The organism is Sporosarcina pasteurii (genome assembly GCF_041295575.1).
GTDB classification, from domain to species: domain Bacteria; phylum Bacillota; class Bacilli; order Bacillales_A; family Planococcaceae; genus Sporosarcina; species Sporosarcina pasteurii.
Genome location: NZ_CP160452.1, coordinates 3077856 through 3096052 on the forward strand (window position 1 = coordinate 3077856; position 18197 = coordinate 3096052).

The 18197-nt window shown below is 40.3% G+C and carries 18 protein-coding genes and 5 tRNA genes; 3 read left to right on the forward strand and 20 right to left on the reverse strand.

Features of this window, described 5'->3' with window-relative positions; translation table 11 throughout:
• Nucleotides 1-40: 40 nt before the first annotated feature.
• The 5 genes from AB1H92_RS14915 to AB1H92_RS14935 are packed head-to-tail and all read right to left on the reverse strand — an operon-like array spanning nt 41 to nt 4396.
• On the reverse strand, nt 41-916 hold the full coding sequence (locus tag AB1H92_RS14915) for a DMT family transporter (protein WP_115363559.1): 876 nt from the start codon (nt 914-916) through the stop codon (nt 41-43).
• A gap of 12 nt (nt 917-928) precedes the next feature.
• On the reverse strand, nt 929-1930 hold the full coding sequence (locus AB1H92_RS14920) for a nitronate monooxygenase family protein (protein WP_115363560.1): 1002 nt from the start codon (nt 1928-1930) through the stop codon (nt 929-931).
• Between the two features lie 37 nt (nt 1931-1967).
• A complete protein-coding gene (locus AB1H92_RS14925; protein ID WP_115363561.1) occupies nt 1968-2162 on the reverse strand; it encodes a YwbE family protein in 195 nt (64 codons plus the stop codon).
• A 2-nt stretch (nt 2163-2164) separates the two neighbouring features.
• Nucleotides 2165-2770, reverse strand: coding sequence for a cyclopropane-fatty-acyl-phospholipid synthase family protein (locus tag AB1H92_RS14930; protein WP_115363563.1), 606 nt, complete (start codon nt 2768-2770; stop codon nt 2165-2167).
• A gap of 57 nt (nt 2771-2827) precedes the next feature.
• Nucleotides 2828-4396 carry an amidohydrolase gene (locus AB1H92_RS14935; RefSeq protein WP_115363565.1) on the reverse strand — a complete coding sequence of 523 codons (1569 nt, stop codon included), beginning with the start codon at nt 4394-4396 and terminating at the stop codon, nt 2828-2830.
• 115 nt (nt 4397-4511) lie between these two features.
• On the opposite strand from AB1H92_RS14935, the gene AB1H92_RS14940 reads away from it, so the two are divergent.
• A complete protein-coding gene (locus AB1H92_RS14940; RefSeq protein ID WP_115363567.1) occupies nt 4512-4952 on the forward strand; it encodes a YtoQ family protein in 441 nt (146 codons plus the stop codon).
• Nucleotides 4953-5019: 67 nt separating this feature from the next.
• Here the strand turns inward: AB1H92_RS14940 and glmM are convergent, their stop codons facing one another.
• The 12 genes from glmM to AB1H92_RS15000 all read right to left on the reverse strand — a co-directional run bounded on the left by glmM (nt 5020) and on the right by AB1H92_RS15000 (nt 13945).
• Nucleotides 5020-6372, reverse strand: coding sequence for a phosphoglucosamine mutase (gene glmM, locus AB1H92_RS14945; RefSeq protein ID WP_115363569.1), 1353 nt, complete (start codon nt 6370-6372; stop codon nt 5020-5022).
• 45 nt (nt 6373-6417) lie between these two features.
• Nucleotides 6418-7707: a YbbR-like domain-containing protein gene (locus AB1H92_RS14950; protein ID WP_115363571.1), complete on the reverse strand. Its 1290-nt coding sequence runs from the start codon at nt 7705-7707 to the stop codon at nt 6418-6420.
• Entirely contained in the window at nt 7700-8536 is an 837-nt protein-coding gene (cdaA, locus tag AB1H92_RS14955) for a diadenylate cyclase CdaA (protein WP_115363573.1), read from the reverse strand. The genes AB1H92_RS14950 and cdaA overlap by 8 nt, the downstream gene beginning before the upstream one ends.
• 136 nt (nt 8537-8672) lie before the next feature.
• Nucleotides 8673-9293 carry an anti-sigma factor gene (locus AB1H92_RS14960; protein ID WP_115363575.1) on the reverse strand — a complete coding sequence of 207 codons (621 nt, stop codon included), beginning with the start codon at nt 9291-9293 and terminating at the stop codon, nt 8673-8675.
• A gap of 13 nt (nt 9294-9306) precedes the next feature.
• Nucleotides 9307-9870 (reverse strand): RNA polymerase sigma factor SigW, encoded by a 564-nt coding sequence (gene sigW, locus AB1H92_RS14965; protein WP_115363577.1) that lies wholly within the window; start codon nt 9868-9870, stop codon nt 9307-9309.
• Nucleotides 9871-10110: 240 nt separating this feature from the next.
• Nucleotides 10111-11016: an arginase gene (gene rocF / locus AB1H92_RS14970; RefSeq protein ID WP_115363579.1), complete on the reverse strand. Its 906-nt coding sequence runs from the start codon at nt 11014-11016 to the stop codon at nt 10111-10113.
• A 76-nt stretch (nt 11017-11092) separates the two neighbouring features.
• Nucleotides 11093-12823, reverse strand: coding sequence for a GGDEF domain-containing phosphodiesterase (locus AB1H92_RS14975; RefSeq protein ID WP_115363581.1), 1731 nt, complete (start codon nt 12821-12823; stop codon nt 11093-11095).
• 335 nt (nt 12824-13158) lie between these two features.
• Nucleotides 13159-13230: transfer RNA gene (locus AB1H92_RS14980), tRNA-Gln, on the reverse strand.
• A 118-nt stretch (nt 13231-13348) separates the two neighbouring features.
• Nucleotides 13349-13420 (reverse strand) — tRNA-Glu (locus AB1H92_RS14985).
• 198 nt (nt 13421-13618) lie between these two features.
• Nucleotides 13619-13703 (reverse strand) — tRNA-Tyr (locus tag AB1H92_RS14990).
• Nucleotides 13704-13791: 88 nt separating this feature from the next.
• Nucleotides 13792-13867: transfer RNA gene (locus AB1H92_RS14995), tRNA-Thr, on the reverse strand.
• A gap of 3 nt (nt 13868-13870) precedes the next feature.
• Nucleotides 13871-13945, reverse strand: a tRNA-Asn gene (locus AB1H92_RS15000).
• A 177-nt stretch (nt 13946-14122) separates the two neighbouring features.
• Between AB1H92_RS15000 and AB1H92_RS15005 the strand changes: the two genes are divergently transcribed.
• Entirely contained in the window at nt 14123-14785 is a 663-nt protein-coding gene (locus AB1H92_RS15005; protein WP_115363583.1) for a hypothetical protein, read from the forward strand.
• Between the two features lie 98 nt (nt 14786-14883).
• Here the strand turns inward: AB1H92_RS15005 and AB1H92_RS15010 are convergent, their stop codons facing one another.
• Nucleotides 14884-15564 carry a KinB-signaling pathway activation protein gene (locus AB1H92_RS15010; protein ID WP_115363585.1) on the reverse strand — a complete coding sequence of 227 codons (681 nt, stop codon included), beginning with the start codon at nt 15562-15564 and terminating at the stop codon, nt 14884-14886.
• Between the two features lie 146 nt (nt 15565-15710).
• Here AB1H92_RS15010 and gerD point away from each other — a divergent pair, with 146 nt between their 5' ends.
• Nucleotides 15711-16301: a spore germination lipoprotein GerD gene (gerD, locus tag AB1H92_RS15015; RefSeq protein ID WP_115363587.1), complete on the forward strand. Its 591-nt coding sequence runs from the start codon at nt 15711-15713 to the stop codon at nt 16299-16301.
• A 16-nt stretch (nt 16302-16317) separates the two neighbouring features.
• Here gerD and AB1H92_RS15020 read toward each other — a convergent pair whose 3' ends face one another.
• Nucleotides 16318-17376, reverse strand: coding sequence for an Mrp/NBP35 family ATP-binding protein (locus AB1H92_RS15020; RefSeq protein ID WP_115363589.1), 1059 nt, complete (start codon nt 17374-17376; stop codon nt 16318-16320).
• A 78-nt stretch (nt 17377-17454) separates the two neighbouring features.
• Entirely contained in the window at nt 17455-18168 is a 714-nt protein-coding gene (locus AB1H92_RS15025) for an N-acetylmuramoyl-L-alanine amidase (RefSeq protein WP_115363592.1), read from the reverse strand.
• Nucleotides 18169-18197: the final 29 nt, after the last annotated feature.

Genomic DNA, 18197 nt, shown 5'->3' on the forward strand with positions numbered 1-18197 from the left:
AGGGTCAACCAAAAAATATAGCACCGGAGAAATTCCGATGCTATTCCAATCGCCTTTGTAACGGGATCATATTCAATTTCGTTTCAGATATCAGGATTGCAACTAAAATCAGTATTGCGCCAATCCCCATCTTCATAGTCAACAGTTCACTTAATATAATCACTGAAAACAGCGTTCCCCATAGTGCCTCTGTCGATAAAATAATCGCAGCTTTGGTTTCCGTAATATACTTCTGGGCAGTTGTTTGCAGTAAGTAAGCGATGGTTGTCGAAAAAACGCCCAGGTAAATAAGTGGCAATAGAGCTGACGTTTCAACTGGAAATACCATTTCGCCTTTTACAATCACAACGACAATACCAATCGCTGCTGCCGTCATCATTTGAATCATCGTAATGGCCACCGGATCTTCATCTTTAACAAATTGCGCCGTGTAAAAAATATGGAACGCAAAGGCAAATGCACAAAGCAATGTCAACACGTCGCCAATATTCACTTCTGCAGTAAATTGCAAACTTAACAAAGCAATTCCGATAACAGCAATGACCGCCCCCGTTAATTCAAAAACGTCAAGTTTTCGCTTATAAATGAAAAAGGCTATAAACGGTACAATCACAACATTTACCGCAGTTAAAAAAGCATTTTTGGACGGAGTTGTAAATTGAAGCCCGACTGTTTGTAGCACAAAAGCCAAGTATAAGATACCACCTAAAATCACACCTTTAGTGACCGTGCTTCTCCTAATTCCTTTAAACTTTTTATAAAAAACAATGCTTAAAAGCAGTACACCAATTAAAAATCGGCCCGCCAAAATTTGATACGGCGTATAATGCTCAAGCGCCATCGAACTTGCGACAAATCCACTGCCCCAAATAATGGCCGCTATCGTTAGTCCAATTTCTCCAATATATTTCCTCATAATTTCCCTCACCTAAATAAACCGTGCAATGATGTCACTTAATCTTCCCTCTGTACTTAAATGGACATTTTCACCTGCCCATAAAGACATCCACTTAGAATTGCCTTGCTTAGCCGCTGCTTTTCGAATATCCTTCGTTAAATCATTTTGATAAGGATACGGTGCAATAACAGCATTTCTCATTTGCTCCGTAAATTCATTTCGTATGCCACGTGCCATCTTTCCGGAAAAAGCATTTGTTAGCACAGTGCTATCCTTTTTTGCCTGTAAAATTGCGCTCTTATGTACATCATGCGCACCACTTTCTTCAGACGCAAGTAAGGCTGTCCCAATTTGAACCGCTATCGCTCCCGCTGCTAATGCGTTGTCTACCATTGCTTTATTTGCAATACCGCCAGCCGCGATAACTGGAATATGAACAGTCTTTACAATATCGTGAAGTAGATTTTCCAGTGGCATCAATGTTAATTCCCCGTGAAATGACCCTCGATGCCCTCCTGCTTCGCTTCCTTGCGCAATAATTGCATCCATCCCGATTTCTTCCGCAAGCTTAGCCTCTCCGACTGTTGTTGCGGTGCCAACTACAAACACATGGTGCGCTTTCAATTTTTCTACGTTTTTTCGTGCTGGCAGACCAAATGTAAACGAACAAACTCTAACGTTTTCTTCTAATATAACTTCAATTTGTGCGTCAAAATTAGGTTCCTGAAATTGAACCTTAGTTTCAGAAATCTCCAGGGACTCACGGATCCCACGTAATTCACCATTGGCTTTACCAATCATTTCTTCACTAACTTTATTTTCTTCCGGCACAAATAGATTTACCATAAAAGGTTTATCCGTAAGCTTTTTTACTTCACGAATAAACCGCCGCGTCTCTTCTCCACTTAAGTAGCCAGCCCCGATAGCCCCTAAGATTCCGGCATTCGCAGACGCCGCCACAAGCTTCGGTGTTGTTACCCCCGCCATCGGTGCTTGAATGATTGGATGCGTAATACCGAGTTTCTTTAGCATTTAATCGGGCTCCTTTCTAAAGTCATAAACAACATGTTTATTTTATAATTTCTGCAACGCGGCCCACCTGTCCATCCACTAACCGCACTTTAATCCCATGTGGATGATAGGAAGAGTTTGTTAAAATATCTTTTACGATACCTTTTGTTGTCACGCCTGTCCTTTGATCTTTCTTTAAAATGATTGCGACTTCTAATCCTGCATGAATCTCACTTCGATTTTTCCCACTCATCATTATGCCTCCTCTCTTTTCTGGAATAAACATTGCACTATATGGGCCTTGCCAGTATGCAATATGCCTTCTTGACGGTCCACCTCACCGACAAAAAAATGTTGAATCAAGTACCCTTCAAACTGGGCAAGCATTTCCTTCGGGTCCGTAAGCATGTCTTCATTTTTCGGGCCGCCCGTCCCATAATGAAGCTGTTCTTTCGTATAGAGCTCACTAATATAATAGCCGCCTGGTTTCAGCGCTTTCTTCACGCCTGCAAATGTTCGTTCCATCACAGGTTTTGGTAAATGGCCAAAAATATGCACAATTGCATCCCATTGTTCCGCCTGCCATTCAACTTCTGACAAATCTCGAAGTTCTGTTGTGACCTGCACACCTTTTTCTTGCGCTAGTCGATTTGTTTTTTCTAACCCAGACTTCGCAAAATCCCATGCAGTTACATGCTGATCAAGCGTCGATAAATATACTGCATTTCTACCTTCTCCTTCTGCAATACAAAGGATTTTACCTTGCGGCAACTGTTTAGCCGCCTCCACAACGAAAGCATTCGGTTCTTTCCCATAAACATATTCATCTGTTGAAAATCTTTCATCCCACTGATTACCCATTGTTACACTCATTCCTTTTTATCTCAGTCTATCACAGGCCGTCCTACCACATGAACTTCAAGACTTGTACATCACTTCTCCCCCAACGACTGTCATCTTCACTTGTGCTGATACAATCTTCTCTTCATCTACTTCGAATAAATCTTTATCTAGTATCGTAAAATCAGCATCATACCCGGCTATCAACTTGCCTCGACGATGTGCTTTCCCAATGGTCGCTGCACTGCCCGATGTAAAGAGACTTATCGCTTCAAAACGACTCAATTTTTCTTTGGGCAAATACCCTTCATGTGTCTCTCCCATTTTCCGTCTCGTAACTGCCGCATAGATGCCAAGCAAAGGGTCTGCTTCTTCGATTGGCGCATCCGAACCGCCGCCGCAAATGAATCCTTTATCTACTAGTCTCTTCCATGCATAAGCCCAATCGAGTCGTTCTTCTCCTAACCGGTCCATCACCCATGGGAAATCTGAAGAGACAAAAACAGGTTGCAAATCCAATACAACCGGCAAGTTTAGCATTCTTTCTACTAAGTCATCGCGCAATACATTCACGTGAATTAGCCGGTCCCTCTTTCCTTCCGGGGCAGGGTATTTTTCTAAAACATCTAGAATTTTTTCAACAGCTCCGTCTCCGATAACGTGGACAGCAACTGCTTCGGTATAAGACCTTGCTAGTTTCACAAGCGCTACTATCTCTTCATCCGTATGAACCGCCATTCCCGACGTTTCAGGTGTATCCGCATAAGGCTCACTTAAAAGCGCTGTTTTTCCACCCAGTGCACCATCTACAAAGAACTTCATTTCACCTCGGCTAATCCAAGGTTCCAAATACGTTGCATCGTCTTCCATTAACTGTTTAAAAACAGTAGAACGACGCAACAAATGGGCACGGAACTTCTTTTCATTCCCGATAACGTTTTTAAACGCTTGTAAAGGCTTGCGATAGTCTCCGTAATAACCAAGATCATCTGTTACAGCCCCTGTTAATCCAAGCGCCAATAAATCATCCACAGACTTACGAAGGGACGTTGTTAAAGAAGCTTCGGTCGGTTCACCGATTAAATCGAGCACTAAATCTTGCGCCCCTTCCAATAAATAACCAGTTGCTTCCCCGTTGTCTCCTCGTACAATTGTACCGTCTACAGGATTAGGTGTTTCTGTTGTAATACCTGCGAGCGCTAATGCCTTTGTATTTGCAAGTGCCGCATGTCGGCAAGTTCTTTTTAAAATAATAGGCGCGGTCGTCACTTTATCTAATTCCTGAGCGGTAAGAATTCGTTTGTCCGGAAAATTATTTTCATTCCACCCTTCACCAATGAGCCACTCATCTGCTGCAAGACCTTCATTTGCCTGATGCAATTTCTCTAACATTTCTTCTGCTGACATTACTTTCGATAAATCTAAACTTCTTAATTTATCGCCATGCCCAATTATATGCATATGACTATCGACGAATCCCGGATACAGCACTGCCCCTTGCAGGTCGATTTCCTTTTCAGCCTTCCCCTTCAATTCATCGTAAGTACCTATTTGAATAATTAGTCCATCTTCTGTTAATAAAGCTTCTGCTTGATCACCTTCTGCACACATCGTATACATCGTCCCGTTATGCCAAACCGTCTTCATCTGCCGTAACCCCTTTCAATCCGTTACCTATATTCTAAACTTTCATACAATCACAAGCAACGCCCTAATCAAAAAGTGATACAATGGGAATAGAATGACTAGGAGGGATTTTTTAATGAGATTAACTGTCTATTTAGCTGGAGAGATTCATACGAGCTGGAGAGATGAAATTAAAGAGAAAGCGGCAGCATTAGAATTACCCATTGATTTTGTAGGTCCAATGGAAGATCATGATCGTTCTGACAACATTGGTGAAGAAATTCTAGGAGAACAGCCAAATGCTATTTTCAAAGATGCAGCGGCTTCCAACTTTAATAATTTACGTACAGAAATATTAATGAAAAAAGCAGACCTTGTCATCGCTTTATTTGGCGAACAATATAAACAATGGAATACAGCGATGGATGCAAGTGCAGCGGTTGCATCCGATAAACCACTTATTTTAATTCGCCAAGAAGTGCACCACCATGCGTTAAAAGAACTTTCACGCAAAGCACATGCTACAGTTGAAACGGTCGACCAAGCGATTCAAGCATTAACATATATATTTGAATAATGCCATTTAAAAAAGCTATCCACTGTTCATCAATGAACAGCTGGATAGCTTTTCTTTTGAACTACTATTAGTCTTCCAATCCCATTTCTTCTTGAACAACCGCAACAATTTTATCTACGTACTGCTTACACTCTTCGTTCGTTGGCGCTTCTACCATGACACGAACGAGTGGCTCTGTTCCAGAAGGACGAACAAGCACACGGCCATTGCCTTCCATTTCTTTTTCTACATCGGCAATAATCGTTGCAACGCGTTCATTTTCAGTAACGGCATGTTTATCTGTGACGCGAACGTTAACTAGTTCTTGTGGATAAACCGTCATTTCGCTTGCCAGTTCAGACAATTTTTTGCCAGTCACTTTCATAATGTTGACCAATTGAAGTCCTGTAAGAAGCCCGTCCCCCGTCGTATTATAATCGAGCATGACAATATGTCCTGATTGCTCTCCGCCAAGGGTAAAATTATTTTTCCTCATTTCTTCAACAACATATTTGTCGCCGACTGCCGTTTTAACGCTTGTCATTTCGTGCTCACGCAATGCTTTATAGAATCCTAAGTTACTCATAATCGTAGATACAATTGTATCCGATTTTAAGCGACCTTTTGATTTTAAATAACGACCGATGATAAACATGATTTTATCGCCATCGACAATTTCGCCATGTTCATCCACGGCAATGAGTCTGTCACCGTCTCCGTCAAATGCTAGTCCTATATCAGCTTCTTTTTCTTTCACAAGCTCCGCAAGTTTTTCCGGATGTGTAGAACCAACACCGTCGTTTATATTTAAACCATTTGGTGAAGCCCCCATCGTAGAGATATCTGCTTCTAAGTCTGCAAATACATGCGTAGCGAGTGATGAAGTTGCACCATGTGCACAGTCAATTGCAACATGAATGCCCGTGAAATCTTCATCTACCGTTTGCTTCAAGTACTGGATATACTTATGCCCGCCTTCAAAGTATTCCGTAATTGAACCGACATTTGATCCAGTTGGACGCGGTAGCGTATCTACCGCCTCATTCAGAAGATTTTCCATTTCTTCTTCTTGTTCTTCTGTTAATTTATAACCATCCGCACCGAAAAATTTAATGCCGTTGTCTTCAACAGGGTTATGGGAGGCAGAAATCATGACACCTCCATTTGCATTCATAACACGTGTTAAATAAGCTACGCCAGGTGTACTAATTACGCCGAGCGTCATCACTTCCACACCTGTTGATAGAATACCAGCAATCAATGCATTCTCGAGCATATAACCCGAAATACGAGTATCTCGACCAACAAGAATTTTTGGTTTCCCTTCTGACTCTTTTGTTAATACGTAACTTCCTATCCGTCCTAATTTAAAAGCCAGTTCAGGTGTTAGCTCGTCATTTGCAATTCCGCGTACACCGTCCGTACCGAAATACTTTGTCATTTCCATACTCCCTTTCAATCCTGTACATTATGCCCTCTAGATTAGCTAAGCAAGTTCAATTTTTAATGTTGCCTCTTCCATCGATAGCGTCCACTCCACATCTGGCGGACCTTTCACATGAATCGGAAACACTTCTTCCCCTTCTTCTGAAGCAGTAGATGCATTAATTGAAACCGCAAAGTCTGACTTCTTCAACTTGCTAATTACATCTGGGGCAGCTTTTACAGTGATGGTCACTAAACCATTCACTGGTTCTACGAATGTACCTTTAAACTTTTCATCTAATCCTGTAATGACGACTTGTACATCTTCAACATCTGTCGTCTCAACAGTCGTTTCTACTTCCTCTACAGTCTCTTCAGCAACTTCCTCTTCTTCTTCTTCTTCGACTGCACCCTCAATCGTCGCATCAATCTTCACATTCACGGTTGTTCTAGAAAGACTAAAAAGATCATTTGGTTTCTTTAGTTTCACTTCAACTGTACCGGATTTTTCAATTTTTGATACATCTATATCAATTGGAAAAGCTTCTATCTCATTCAAAATCCGTTTAGGGCCTGATAAAACAATACTAGCTGCTTCTGGTGTGATAGAGTTTATCGTGACGCCATTAGGTGGGGTGCCTGTTTCATTGATCACGATAGGTACTTCTTTCGTATTTTCTTGAACGTCAACTTTAATGGTAACATTTTCTGGTGTAATGTCGACGTCCAATTTATTTAAATCCCGATCTAGTACGCGCACTCTAGCTTCTTGTTCAAATGATTCTTGCACACCTGCATCTATAGCGACTGTTACTTTTACAAAACTAATTGATTCAACCACACTTTTTGCACCCGTTACCTCAATTGTCGAAGGTTGTGCTTCCATACTGACTAAATTAAAACCTTCCGCCAGTAACCGTTCATTGAACTCGGGTTCGATACGGAATGTTTCTGTGATTCTCTCTTCAATGTTAATGTCAATGGATGCTGGATCTATCCGTACATGCACTTTTTCCGAAATGTTTTCATGTTGAATTCGAACTTGGTGTTCGCCCATTGGCAATGATGTTAAATCAACATACAAAGTAAAGTCTTTTAACATCTTGGTCGTTTGAACGATATTCACTGGACCTTCAATCGCTACATTCACGGTTTCAGGGACACCCGTTACAATTAAATTTTCATTATCGTAATATACTTCAACTGGCACATCGCGAATAACTTCCATATCTTCACTACTCGAGTTATTCTCAAACTTCCCTTCATCCGCCTTCACAGTATAAAACAATAAAATTGCAAGAAACAAGGCAGTAAATCGAAGAAACCATGGGCTATCAAGTAGTCTATCCATTTCTCTTCACGCCCCATTTCCATTTGGAGGTATTTTCTTGATTCGTTGTTGCGCCGAACCAGAGATGCCTCAGTCGAATTTCAAACTCTTCGATACTTAAACCTCTATTTAAATCACCGTCTGTCGCAATACTAATGGCGCCCGTTTCTTCTGACACCACAATCGTGATTGCGTCAGAAACCTCACTCAAACCAACCGCCGCACGATGCCTGGTCCCTAATTCCTTTGAAATAAATGGACTTTCCGATAACGGTAAATAGCATCCCGCAGCAGCAATTCGATTGCGCTGTACAACAACCGCCCCATCATGAAGCGGTGCATTCGGGATAAATATATTAATGAGCAGTTCGGAAGTTAAATCCGAGTTTAGCGGTGTGCCTGTTTCAATATATTCATTCAATCCTGTTTCTTTTTCAATAGAAATGAGCGCACCGATTCGACGTTTCGCCATATAATTCACTGATTTCGATAATGCTTCAATGAGTCGCTTCCGCTCTTGTTCTTCATCCATCATCGTTCGTGCAAATAAACGTCCCCGGCCAAGCTGCTCAAGTGCCCGTCGCAACTCAGGTTGGAAGATAATGATAATCGCCAAAAATCCCCAATCAATAACTCGCTCCATCATCCACCCTAACGTAGCAAGCCCAAATACTTCAGTTACAATTCGCGCAATAATAATCACAAATATACCCTTTAACAACTGGACAGCTTTTGTCCCTTTAACCACTTTTATAAGTTGATATACGACAAACCATACTAGAAGCACATCCATTATATTAATGAATGTTGCAACTGGACTTAGGTTAACGATTTTTTCCCAAAACGGCATGTGCTTCGCCTACCTTTTTTGACGATTTCATATGCATTAGTATACCATACCCACACCTTAATTTGCCCGAATCCCCTTCATTAAAATTAAAAACGACCGCAGTCATACATCCCCGTATAATTGCGGTCGTTACGATTTATTCATCATCGGAAGGCTGAAAAACGTCTTTGAAAGTTTTCTTAATCTTATACCATAACCAGTCAAATGCTTTGTCAATTTCCTGGCTCGTTCCTGTGACAATCGCAGTAGATGCCATATACTTAGAACCCCGAATAACTGTTACGTTACCATCTACTTCACCTTCAACGTGGAGTTCTCCATTTTTAACGACAACATCCCCCTTGACTACCTCGCCCTCCGGAACAGTTACAGTTTCACCTTCAACAATTAAATTCGGTTGTTTTGTAACGGAAAATTGTTGATCGTTTCCGTAACTTGAAAAGACAGAAACACTCATGAGTATAAAAAACATGGCAACGGCTGCAAGGAGTGGGTGTCTGCGTAGCCACCTTTGTATACCTGCTTGCGACTTCTCTTTTGGTAGCCGCGCCATCACGCCATCCACAAAGCCACTAGGTGCTTGTATAGGATCGGCTTTCTCTATAAACTGAACCACATCAGTTAAATCATCCATCAATTCCTGACAGGATGTACATTGTTTTAAATGTTCATTTAATACTCGCTCATCGTCACGACTAATATCGCCATCTAAATACGCGTGCATATAATGAACAATTTGTTCCGGACACGTATTCATACTAAATTACCTCCTACAAATCACCTATTTGTTTTCTGAGCGCAGCTCGACCCCTATGAACACGGGTTTTTACGGTCCCAAGTGGTAATTCTAAAATATCACTAATCTCTTGCAACGGTAACTCTTCCATATATCGCAAAATAATGACTGAACGATATTTATCAGATAGTCGTCCAATCTCGTACTGAATACGTTCTTGTGTTTCCATCTTCTCAACTTCATCTTCAGGAAGCTCTACATCAGATGCAAGTTGTGAATACATCGTCAACCCTTCCGTTCCGGGAACCTCTGCATCAAGATAATAATCTGGCTTTTTCTTGCGTATTCGGTCGATGCATAAATTTGTTGCAATTCGAAATAACCAAGTTGAAAATTTACGCTTTTGATCAAACGTATGAATGTTAATATACGCACGAACAAAAGCTTCTTGTGCAATATCTTCTGCTTCTTGTCGATTGCTTAACATTCGGTAGCAGACATGATATAAACGATGCTGAAAGAGTGTAACAATCTCTTCAAAAGCTTCTTGGTTTCCTTTTATAACTTCATTTATCCGTTTATTGATCAACTCATCCACACAATTCCCCTCCGCTCTATGCGGCTGTCCCTTCTATACGATTGAAGGCATCAACAGGTTTCATTTATTTTAAATTTATCTAACCCATTTTATCAGATATAGGACAATTTGTGTATGCTACTCAAAAACTTGATAATTTGGTAACGTATATAGGACGAACGACTAAAAAAAGATGAGCAGCTACTTAACATCGTAGTCTCATCTTTTTATCGCGAAAAATATTTTACTTAATATACTATTTTACAACAGCTTTTCTCCAAATAAAGATCCCATCAACGCTACCGCTACATCTGCTGTTTTATTTCTTTCATCTAATATTGGATTCACTTCGACGAGTTCCGCCGATGTAATTAAGCCTGATTCTTCAAGAATTTCCATCGCCAAATGACTCTCCCGGTAACTCACCCCACCTGGGACTGGGGTACCAACGCCAGGTGTATACAACGGATCTAACGCATCTAGATCGAGGGACAGATGAACACCGTCTACCTGATTATCTTCAAAATGCTGAATTGCTTTTTGCATCACTGTTGTCATCCCGTATTTATCAATTTCGTGCATCGTATACACTTGGATGCCCAGTTCTTTAATTAATAATCGCTCGCCTGGATCAATAGAACGGGCACCGATAATGACAATATTTTGCGGCTTTATTTTTTGACCATCATGGTGTAAATTAACAAGCCTTTCATCTCCGCGACCAATACTCACCGCTAACGGCATGCCATGAATGTTCCCTGAAGGTGAGGTTTCATCCGTATTCATATCCGCATGCGCATCATACCAAATTACACCCATATTTTTGTATTTTGTTGAAAGGCCCGCCAATGTACCAATCGCAATACTATGGTCTCCTCCCAGAACAAGCGGAAATCTATCGTCTTTTAAAACAGATTCGACTTTTTCAGCAAGTTTTTGATTTGTTTCAAGCACTTCTTTTAAATTTTTTAATTTAGCATTGCTTTTTTCTGCTTTTAGACCAGCATTTATATGTATGTCACCTTCGTCTGTGATTTGATGTCCAAGTGCTTCCAATCGTTCGACCACGCCTGCATAGCGTATCGCACTAGGTCCCATGTCTACACCTCGACGACTTTGCCCTAAATCCAGGGATACCCCTATCATTGAAACTGATAATTTCTCCATGCTCTCTCCCCCTTTACCAATACACTCATTATAAAACGTGTCGCGCATTGGCTCAACTGGACAGAAAACTGAATTTTTATTCACTCTGACGATTTATCTTCATATACTTTTCGCATTCTTCAGCTTCTATTGGTTTGCTATAAAAGTAACCTTGACCTTCCTGACACCCAAGCTTTTTAAGGATTGTAAGCTGTTCTTGCCGTTCAATGCCTTCAGCTACTACATTTAATTCTATCGTATTAGCAATCGATAAAATCGCCTCTACAATTGCACCGTTCTGTACTTTTGCATCAAGATTGTGAATAAATGAACGATCGATTTTCAATGTATCGATTGGCAGTTCATTAATATAACTGAAGGAACTATACCCTGTACCAAAGTCATCAAGTGCTATTTTAACACCCAATTTTCTTATCTCTTCTACAACTCCAAGTATCTCTGCTTGATTTCCTAACACACTTTCCGTTAATTCTAATTCAAGCAAACTAGGATTATTGCCTTCATCCTCTAAAACATTTTTAACAATCATAAGGAATTCAGGGTCTGCTAATTGAACCGCTGAAACATTGACAGCCATTGTATAGTAATACCCTTTTTCTTCCCATTTTCTCGCTTGACGGCATGCTTGTCTTAACACCCATTTTCCTAGGCAAATAATCAATCTCGTTTCTTCTGCTATCTCAATGAATTGGTCTGGAGGAATCCGTCCAAGATCAGGATGGTCCCACCGAACTAACGCTTCGACACCTGTTAAGTTACTAGTTGCCAAGTTAAATATGGGTTGATAATCAAGGTGAAAACAGCCTAGCTCAATACTTTTACTTAGTTCATTTTCTAGAACCATGCGTTCAATTGATTTTTTTATCGTCCCATGCTCGTAAATTTTATACCCGTCGCCGCCGCGCTCCTTCATTTCCAATAATGCCCTACTTGCTTTAGAGAATAATTCCGATGCTTCAGTTGCATGCTCAGGATAAATGGCTATCCCAGCGCTGGAAGTTACTGTGTGGGAACTGCCCATTACTATGATCGGCTTTTCAATCGACTCTTGAACCGCCCTGACAATCGCCTCTATTTTATTCGCACAATTCATTCCTTCGAGAACAAACGCAAACTCGTCTCCTCCTATACGTGCAACCACGCAATCTTTCGGCAAAGTTGATTTTAACCTTTCAGCGACTATGGAAAGTACATAATCTCCACACTCATAGCCGTAAGAATCATTCACATATCGAAGGCGATCGATATTTAGGTTAACGACAACCACTTTCATTTTGAATTTATTGGCCTTTGATACCGCTTCCAACAGTTGTCTTCGAAAAAAAAGTAGATTTGGTAAATCTGTTAATTGATCATTATATGCGAGATGTCGAATCATCTCCTCAGCCTCTTTACGCACAGTAATCTCATATCGCATCGAAACATATTGATAAGGAATACGTTTGTCATTTAGAAATGGAACGATCGTTGTATCTACCCAATAGTATGTCCCATCTTTCCTTCGATTTTTAACCTCGCCTTTCCATACACGTCCACTCCCAATCGTTTTCCACATTTCTTTAAAAAAACCCTTGGAGTGATGGCCAGAGTTAATCATGCGATGACTCTTCCCTAAAAGTTCATTTGAAGTATACTGTGACATTTCCGTAAATTTCTTATTGACGTATGTAATTTTTCCGTTAGGATCTGTTATCGCTACGATAGCTGATTGATCTAAGGCATATAAGATATCTTGCAGTTTTTTATCGGCTGTTAGTTCCTCATTATGAACGAAAATTTCCGATGTCGACATTTTTTCTTCTCGCATATTGACACCTCTTTTTCTATATGTACCAATTTTCACTTTTTATGTAAGTTTTTGTATTTATTATAAAGGAAGTAGTAATTTTTCACTACTCATTATACCTCTTGTAAAATATTTTTCACGAAACCATTCATCATAAAATCATAACACACACGTAACATTACGGATTAATTCTACCATTTAGGCACACTGGATGACCTTCAATTATCCGCATAGCAACCTAAAATTCAACTCGAAGTACGTCATCCTAAACACTTTTCAAATGTTCCAAGATACAATTTCAAAACATAAAAAAGCTAATCCATTAGCCTTGATGACTAAGGATTAGCTTTATATTACTGGGGTAGCTGGATTCGAACCAACGAATGACGGAGTCAAAGTCCGTTGCCTTACCGCTTGGCTATACCCCACCGATTTTAAAATTTTGATATACGTATTATGGCTACATTTATGTGATTTATGCAGAGGATGTTGTTTGCTATGTTTAAATTAGCGTATTTAAAAGCACTTCTTGCTTTTAAATTATAATGACCCCTACGGGATTCGAACCCGTGTTACCGCCGTGAAAGGGCGGTGTCTTAACCGCTTGACCAAGGGGCCTCGTTTAAAATTGTGATATACATCGCATAACTGCGTCAGCTTCACTCGCTCAGTCAGTCACGTACTTAAGTACGCTCCTTCCTTCTCTCAATCGCTTCCTTGTTCTGCTCGTATCTCCCAATTTTAAATAAAGAATAGGAAGATTATACAAGGATAATTTGATATATATCGCATAACTGCGCAATCCTTAAAATAAAATGGTGGTGGGGGAGGGATTCGAACCCCCGAACCCTGAGGGAGCGGATTTACAGTCCGCCGCGTTTAGCCACTTCGCTACCCCACCTAATTTAAAACCACGATAATCATCGCATGGCTACGTTAGCCAAATTCATTCAGTTCGTTCTATGTATTCGATTATGATCGCGTCTCTCTGGAGCTTCCAACCGGAATCGAACCGGTGACCTCTTCCTTACCATGGAAGCACTCTACCTACTGAGCTATGGAAGCATATGGCTCCGCAGGTAGGATTCGAACCTACGACCGATCGGTTAACAGCCGATTGCTCTACCACTGAGCTACTGCGGAATAATTACTATTATTTTCTCGACACCATTTATTATACCAAAACTTTTTTACTTTGCAAGCCCTAAATACAAAAAACGTTTTATTTGGACAGCGACTCTTTTATAGTAACACGGTCCATTCATATTTGTCAAATCTTACTCATAGGATGTACATAGATTCCATTAAGGAGGATACTATATGCGGAAGAAGTTAGTAATACTATTTATTGTAGGTTGCGGTTTCTTTTTAATATTCCCACCATTACCTGAAAAACTTTCACTCGTCTCAGTCTTCCGTGTGACTGAAGAGCCTGCTGCAATTGTCCGTGGCACAACTGGTTCTGCACTAACCATCAATATATCCTTTGGTGATGATGAAGTTAAAGATTGGATTGATACCCTTGAAAAGCCTTATCCTCTATTAATCATCGATAATGACTGGGCAGAAAGGTTTCCAGAAACAATTAAGCTCATTCAAAAGAAAAAAATTCCTACCGGTTTACTTGGGCATAAAGGTGAAGCTTATGAAATCGATGAGAAGTTATTCATAAACCAATTGAATAAGTACGAGAAGTTATTTGGCGAAAAGCCACTTTGGTTTAGAACAACTGACGAGACATTCCCTCATTATTTGCAGACACTTCTGTGGAAAGCTGAGATTAATGCACTCGGTTCGACGTTCACATGGACAGGTGGAAAAATCCCCCCTGTAATAGATGGGGAAATTATTTCCGTTTCACATCATCGAAAAGATCGAATCGATTTATCCAAATTGGAAAAACTCAATGAGAGTAGAGACTTTAAAACATTGGATGAAGTCCTTTTTGGTCCTGTTGGCAAAATGAAAAAAATTCCCAAATAATCATATTGACAACAATTTTAATATGTCCATTTTCCTTCTAAAACATTCATGGAAATCATAAAACAGCACAATCATTTCAATCGATTGTGCTGCTTGTGTTATTTTGAAGAAGCTGCTTTTGCTTTTTGCCTTCGTGCTGCGCGGCGTTCATCAAGTTTCGCCTTATCAACGTCGGACATCGTATTATATTTTGGTAGAGCTAAGATCTGGTAGGAATTCACAGCTAGTAGTGGGAATAAAAGAATTGTTACCCACGTGTCAATATTGCCTGACCTCACCATTAAAGCGGGTAGCCATTCGAGTGTCGTAATGACAATCATAAAAAACAATGCTGAAATCAGTGTATGCTTCTTCGTCCACTGTGCCTTTAAATAAGCTGTTATTCCCGATACAATGACAAGCGATGCAAGTAAAGTTAAGTATAATAACGATCTACCTGTGTCTTCCGATGTTAAGCGGAAGCGGAAAAAGACTAAATCAAATAAAACAATTACAATGATTAACAATTGAACCCAGTTCCATAAAGTAAGAGACCTAAAAATATTAACACCAAATTGGTGTACTGTTAAATACGCGAAAAAACCCATCTGTGCAATGACACTCATTGTAAAACCAAGAAACACCATCCATAAAAGCGCCCCTAAGAATTGCCAAGTTTCTCCAGACTGTAGATAACTCGAGAAAAACTCCCACCGAACAATTAACCCAATGATGGCCGTGACAAGCCCACCAATCCAAAGTGCATTAAAGAAAAATTTAATCCAATTTCGTATTGTCAAGACAATGTGCCTCCGTTTTTGCTTGTTCTCATAAGTGTATCAACGATTTGTCCAAAAATCTATTTCAAATGCCGACATATGCATATTTCTCGTCGATTTGTGAACAATAATTGAAAAGAGTTATGAAGGGAATGATCTGAAATCCCATGAAAACGAAATTCATTCAGTTATTGATCGTTATTTTTCTCCTTGCCGGCTGTACACAACCGCCTCAAGCAACACCATCCTTTGATGAGATAAAAAAAATGATGAAAGATGCCATTCAAACAGAGGAGGGTAAAAAAGCATTACGACAAATATTGACGGAGGATGATTTTCGTGAGCTTCTTGTGTTAGAGCAGCCAGAGGTGAAAAAGTCTATAGAAGAAACTTTATTATCTAAACAAGGCGAAGACTTTTGGAAGCAAGCCTTTGACGACCCTAAGTTTGCCGAGAAAATTGCTAAGAGCATGAAAGACCAACAAGAAGACGTCATGAAACAATTGATGGGCGATGCATCCTTTCAAAAACAATTAGAGGAATTTTTTGGACAACCTGATATGCAAAAACAATTAGAGAGCATTATGAAATCCTCTACAATGAAAGAACAGTACGAAAAAGCAATTGAAGAAACGATTAACAGTCCATTACTTCAAACAAAATGGGAAAAGTTAATTCAAGAAGCCGGAAAAGGTGACAGCAAGAAGGAGAAAGGCAAAGAAGAAGGGCAATCTAAAGAAGGCGGAGAGGGTCAGTAACCCTCTCCGCTCCATCTTAGTCGTTTTTCTTTTTAATGATTTCTTGTGCAATTTCTGTATATATTTTTCCAATTGGATGATCTTCTGCATAAACAGACGGCGCAAAGTCTTCTTCATCCCAATCTGGTTGGCCAAGTGGAATTTGTCCAAGCAGGTCAGTACGAAGCTCTTCCGCTAGTCGCGTTCCTCCGCCTTTACCGAATACAAACTCCTTTTCACCCGTAGCTTTTGATTCGAACCAAGACATATTTTCGATAACGCCTAGAATTTCATGTTCTGTTTGTAATGCCATCGCCCCCGCACGTGCAGCGACAAATGCTGCTGTTGGATGTGGTGTCGTGACAATAACCTCTTTTGATGTTGGCAACATTTGGTGTATGTCAAGCGCAACATCACCTGTACCTGGTGGTAAATCTAAGAGCAAGTAGTCTAAGTCTCCCCATTCTACGTCTCTAAAAAATTGATCGAGCGCTTTTCCAAGCATAGGCCCACGCCATACAACTGGTGCGTTATCTTCTACAAAAAAGCCCATTGAAATGACTTTTACACCGAGTCTTTCAACAGGGATGATACGTTCACCACGTACTTTTGGCATTTTCGTAACACCCATCATATCCGGAACACTAAATCCGTAAATATCCGCGTCAATAAGGCCGACTTTCTTTCCAAGTCGTGCAAGCGCTACCGCAATATTGACAGAAACTGTCGACTTTCCAACGCCGCCCTTACCTGATGCAATTGAGATGAACTCGACATTATTTAATGGTGATAAAATATCCTGTGCTTCTGCCCCTGTTGCCGTTCCACGGAATTTATTGAGCACTTCTTGCGACAGTTCTTCAAATCGAATGCCGACGGTTTCTGCCCCTGCTTCTTTCAATATATCAACGACTTTCATTTGAAACGGTAATTGCTCTGCAGTATTTATTTTTGCTAGTGCTAACTTCACACTTACATGTTTCTTTTCAACATTAATCGATACCTCTGTGATACCTTCCGTTTCTGCAAGTGTTTTATGTAAAAACGGATCTTTCAACTGACCTACTAATTCGCGTACTGTTTGCTCATCAATCAATTCTGACACTCCTTGAAGGTATAATTAATTCTACTTCAAGTATAGCATAATGATAGTGTGCAAACGATGGAACTAGCTCTACATTTCCTCGGCATTTAAAAATTCTGAAATTCCCTCCATAATTGCGTCCGCTACCTTCGATTGATATTTTGGATCAACCAACAATGCCTTTTCTTCCGGATTCGAAATAAAACCTGTTTCTACCAATACTGAAGGCACAGGCGATTTCTTCAATAAATATACACCACTAATGGCTAATGCTTCACGATCTGTATTTTGTAAATTACTTTGAAAAGAGGATTGAATCGCTTTTGCTAAAAATTCGCCATCCGGATGACCGCCTTCATGATAAAACACTTGTGCACCACGCCACTTTGAATCTGGGATCGCATTTACATGAACACTAATAAAAACATCCGGGTTTTCATTAATCGCAATTGATTCACGTAATTTTAAATCAGCAATCTTACGTGAACGAAGGGTCGAAAACTTTTCTTCAGGTGTATGTTCAGCGAGTGCATCTCCTTCTTTCTTACGTGTCATTACAACTGTCGCACCCTTTTTTTCAAGTCGCTTCGCTAATTCTTTTGAAATGTTGAGTGTAATGTCACGTTCTATCACATCCCCCTCAGAAGCCCCTCCGTCAGGCCCCCCATGCCCCGGATCAATGACCACTTTTACGCCCGCAAATTCTTCGGGCATAAAAAATCCTCGGTCCGATGCCTGTGTACTGTACACAACAATTCCAAGAGAACCTAATAATAAAATGCCAATAATCATCCATCGCTTCATTCTAGACACCGCCTTTTTCCTTTACTATA

Excerpts from the sequence above, each read along its gene's own strand:
- AB1H92_RS14915 (WP_115363559.1), bottom strand. The coding sequence starts at position 916 with ATGAGGAAATATATTGGAGAAATTGGACTAACGATAGCGGCCATTATT.
- AB1H92_RS14920 (WP_115363560.1), bottom strand. The coding sequence starts at position 1,930 with ATGCTAAAGAAACTCGGTATTACGCATCCAATCATTCAAGCACCGATG.
- AB1H92_RS14925 (WP_115363561.1), bottom strand. The coding sequence starts at position 2,162 with ATGAGTGGGAAAAATCGAAGTGAGATTCATGCAGGATTAGAAGTCGCA.
- AB1H92_RS14930 (WP_115363563.1), bottom strand. The coding sequence starts at position 2,770 with ATGGGTAATCAGTGGGATGAAAGATTTTCAACAGATGAATATGTTTAT.
- AB1H92_RS14935 (WP_115363565.1), bottom strand. The coding sequence starts at position 4,396 with ATGAAGACGGTTTGGCATAACGGGACGATGTATACGATGTGTGCAGAA.
- AB1H92_RS14940 (WP_115363567.1), top strand. The coding sequence starts at position 4,512 with ATGAGATTAACTGTCTATTTAGCTGGAGAGATTCATACGAGCTGGAGA.
- glmM (WP_115363569.1), bottom strand. The coding sequence starts at position 6,372 with ATGACAAAGTATTTCGGTACGGACGGTGTACGCGGAATTGCAAATGAC.
- AB1H92_RS14950 (WP_115363571.1), bottom strand. The coding sequence starts at position 7,707 with ATGGATAGACTACTTGATAGCCCATGGTTTCTTCGATTTACTGCCTTG.
- cdaA (WP_115363573.1), bottom strand. The coding sequence starts at position 8,536 with ATGCCGTTTTGGGAAAAAATCGTTAACCTAAGTCCAGTTGCAACATTC.
- AB1H92_RS14960 (WP_115363575.1), bottom strand. The coding sequence starts at position 9,293 with ATGAATACGTGTCCGGAACAAATTGTTCATTATATGCACGCGTATTTA.
- rocF (WP_115363579.1), bottom strand. The coding sequence starts at position 11,016 with ATGGAGAAATTATCAGTTTCAATGATAGGGGTATCCCTGGATTTAGGG.
- AB1H92_RS14975 (WP_115363581.1), bottom strand. The coding sequence starts at position 12,823 with ATGCGAGAAGAAAAAATGTCGACATCGGAAATTTTCGTTCATAATGAG.
- AB1H92_RS15005 (WP_115363583.1), top strand. The coding sequence starts at position 14,123 with ATGCGGAAGAAGTTAGTAATACTATTTATTGTAGGTTGCGGTTTCTTT.
- gerD (WP_115363587.1), top strand. The coding sequence starts at position 15,711 with ATGAAAACGAAATTCATTCAGTTATTGATCGTTATTTTTCTCCTTGCC.
- AB1H92_RS15025 (WP_115363592.1), bottom strand. The coding sequence starts at position 18,168 with ATGAAGCGATGGATGATTATTGGCATTTTATTATTAGGTTCTCTTGGA.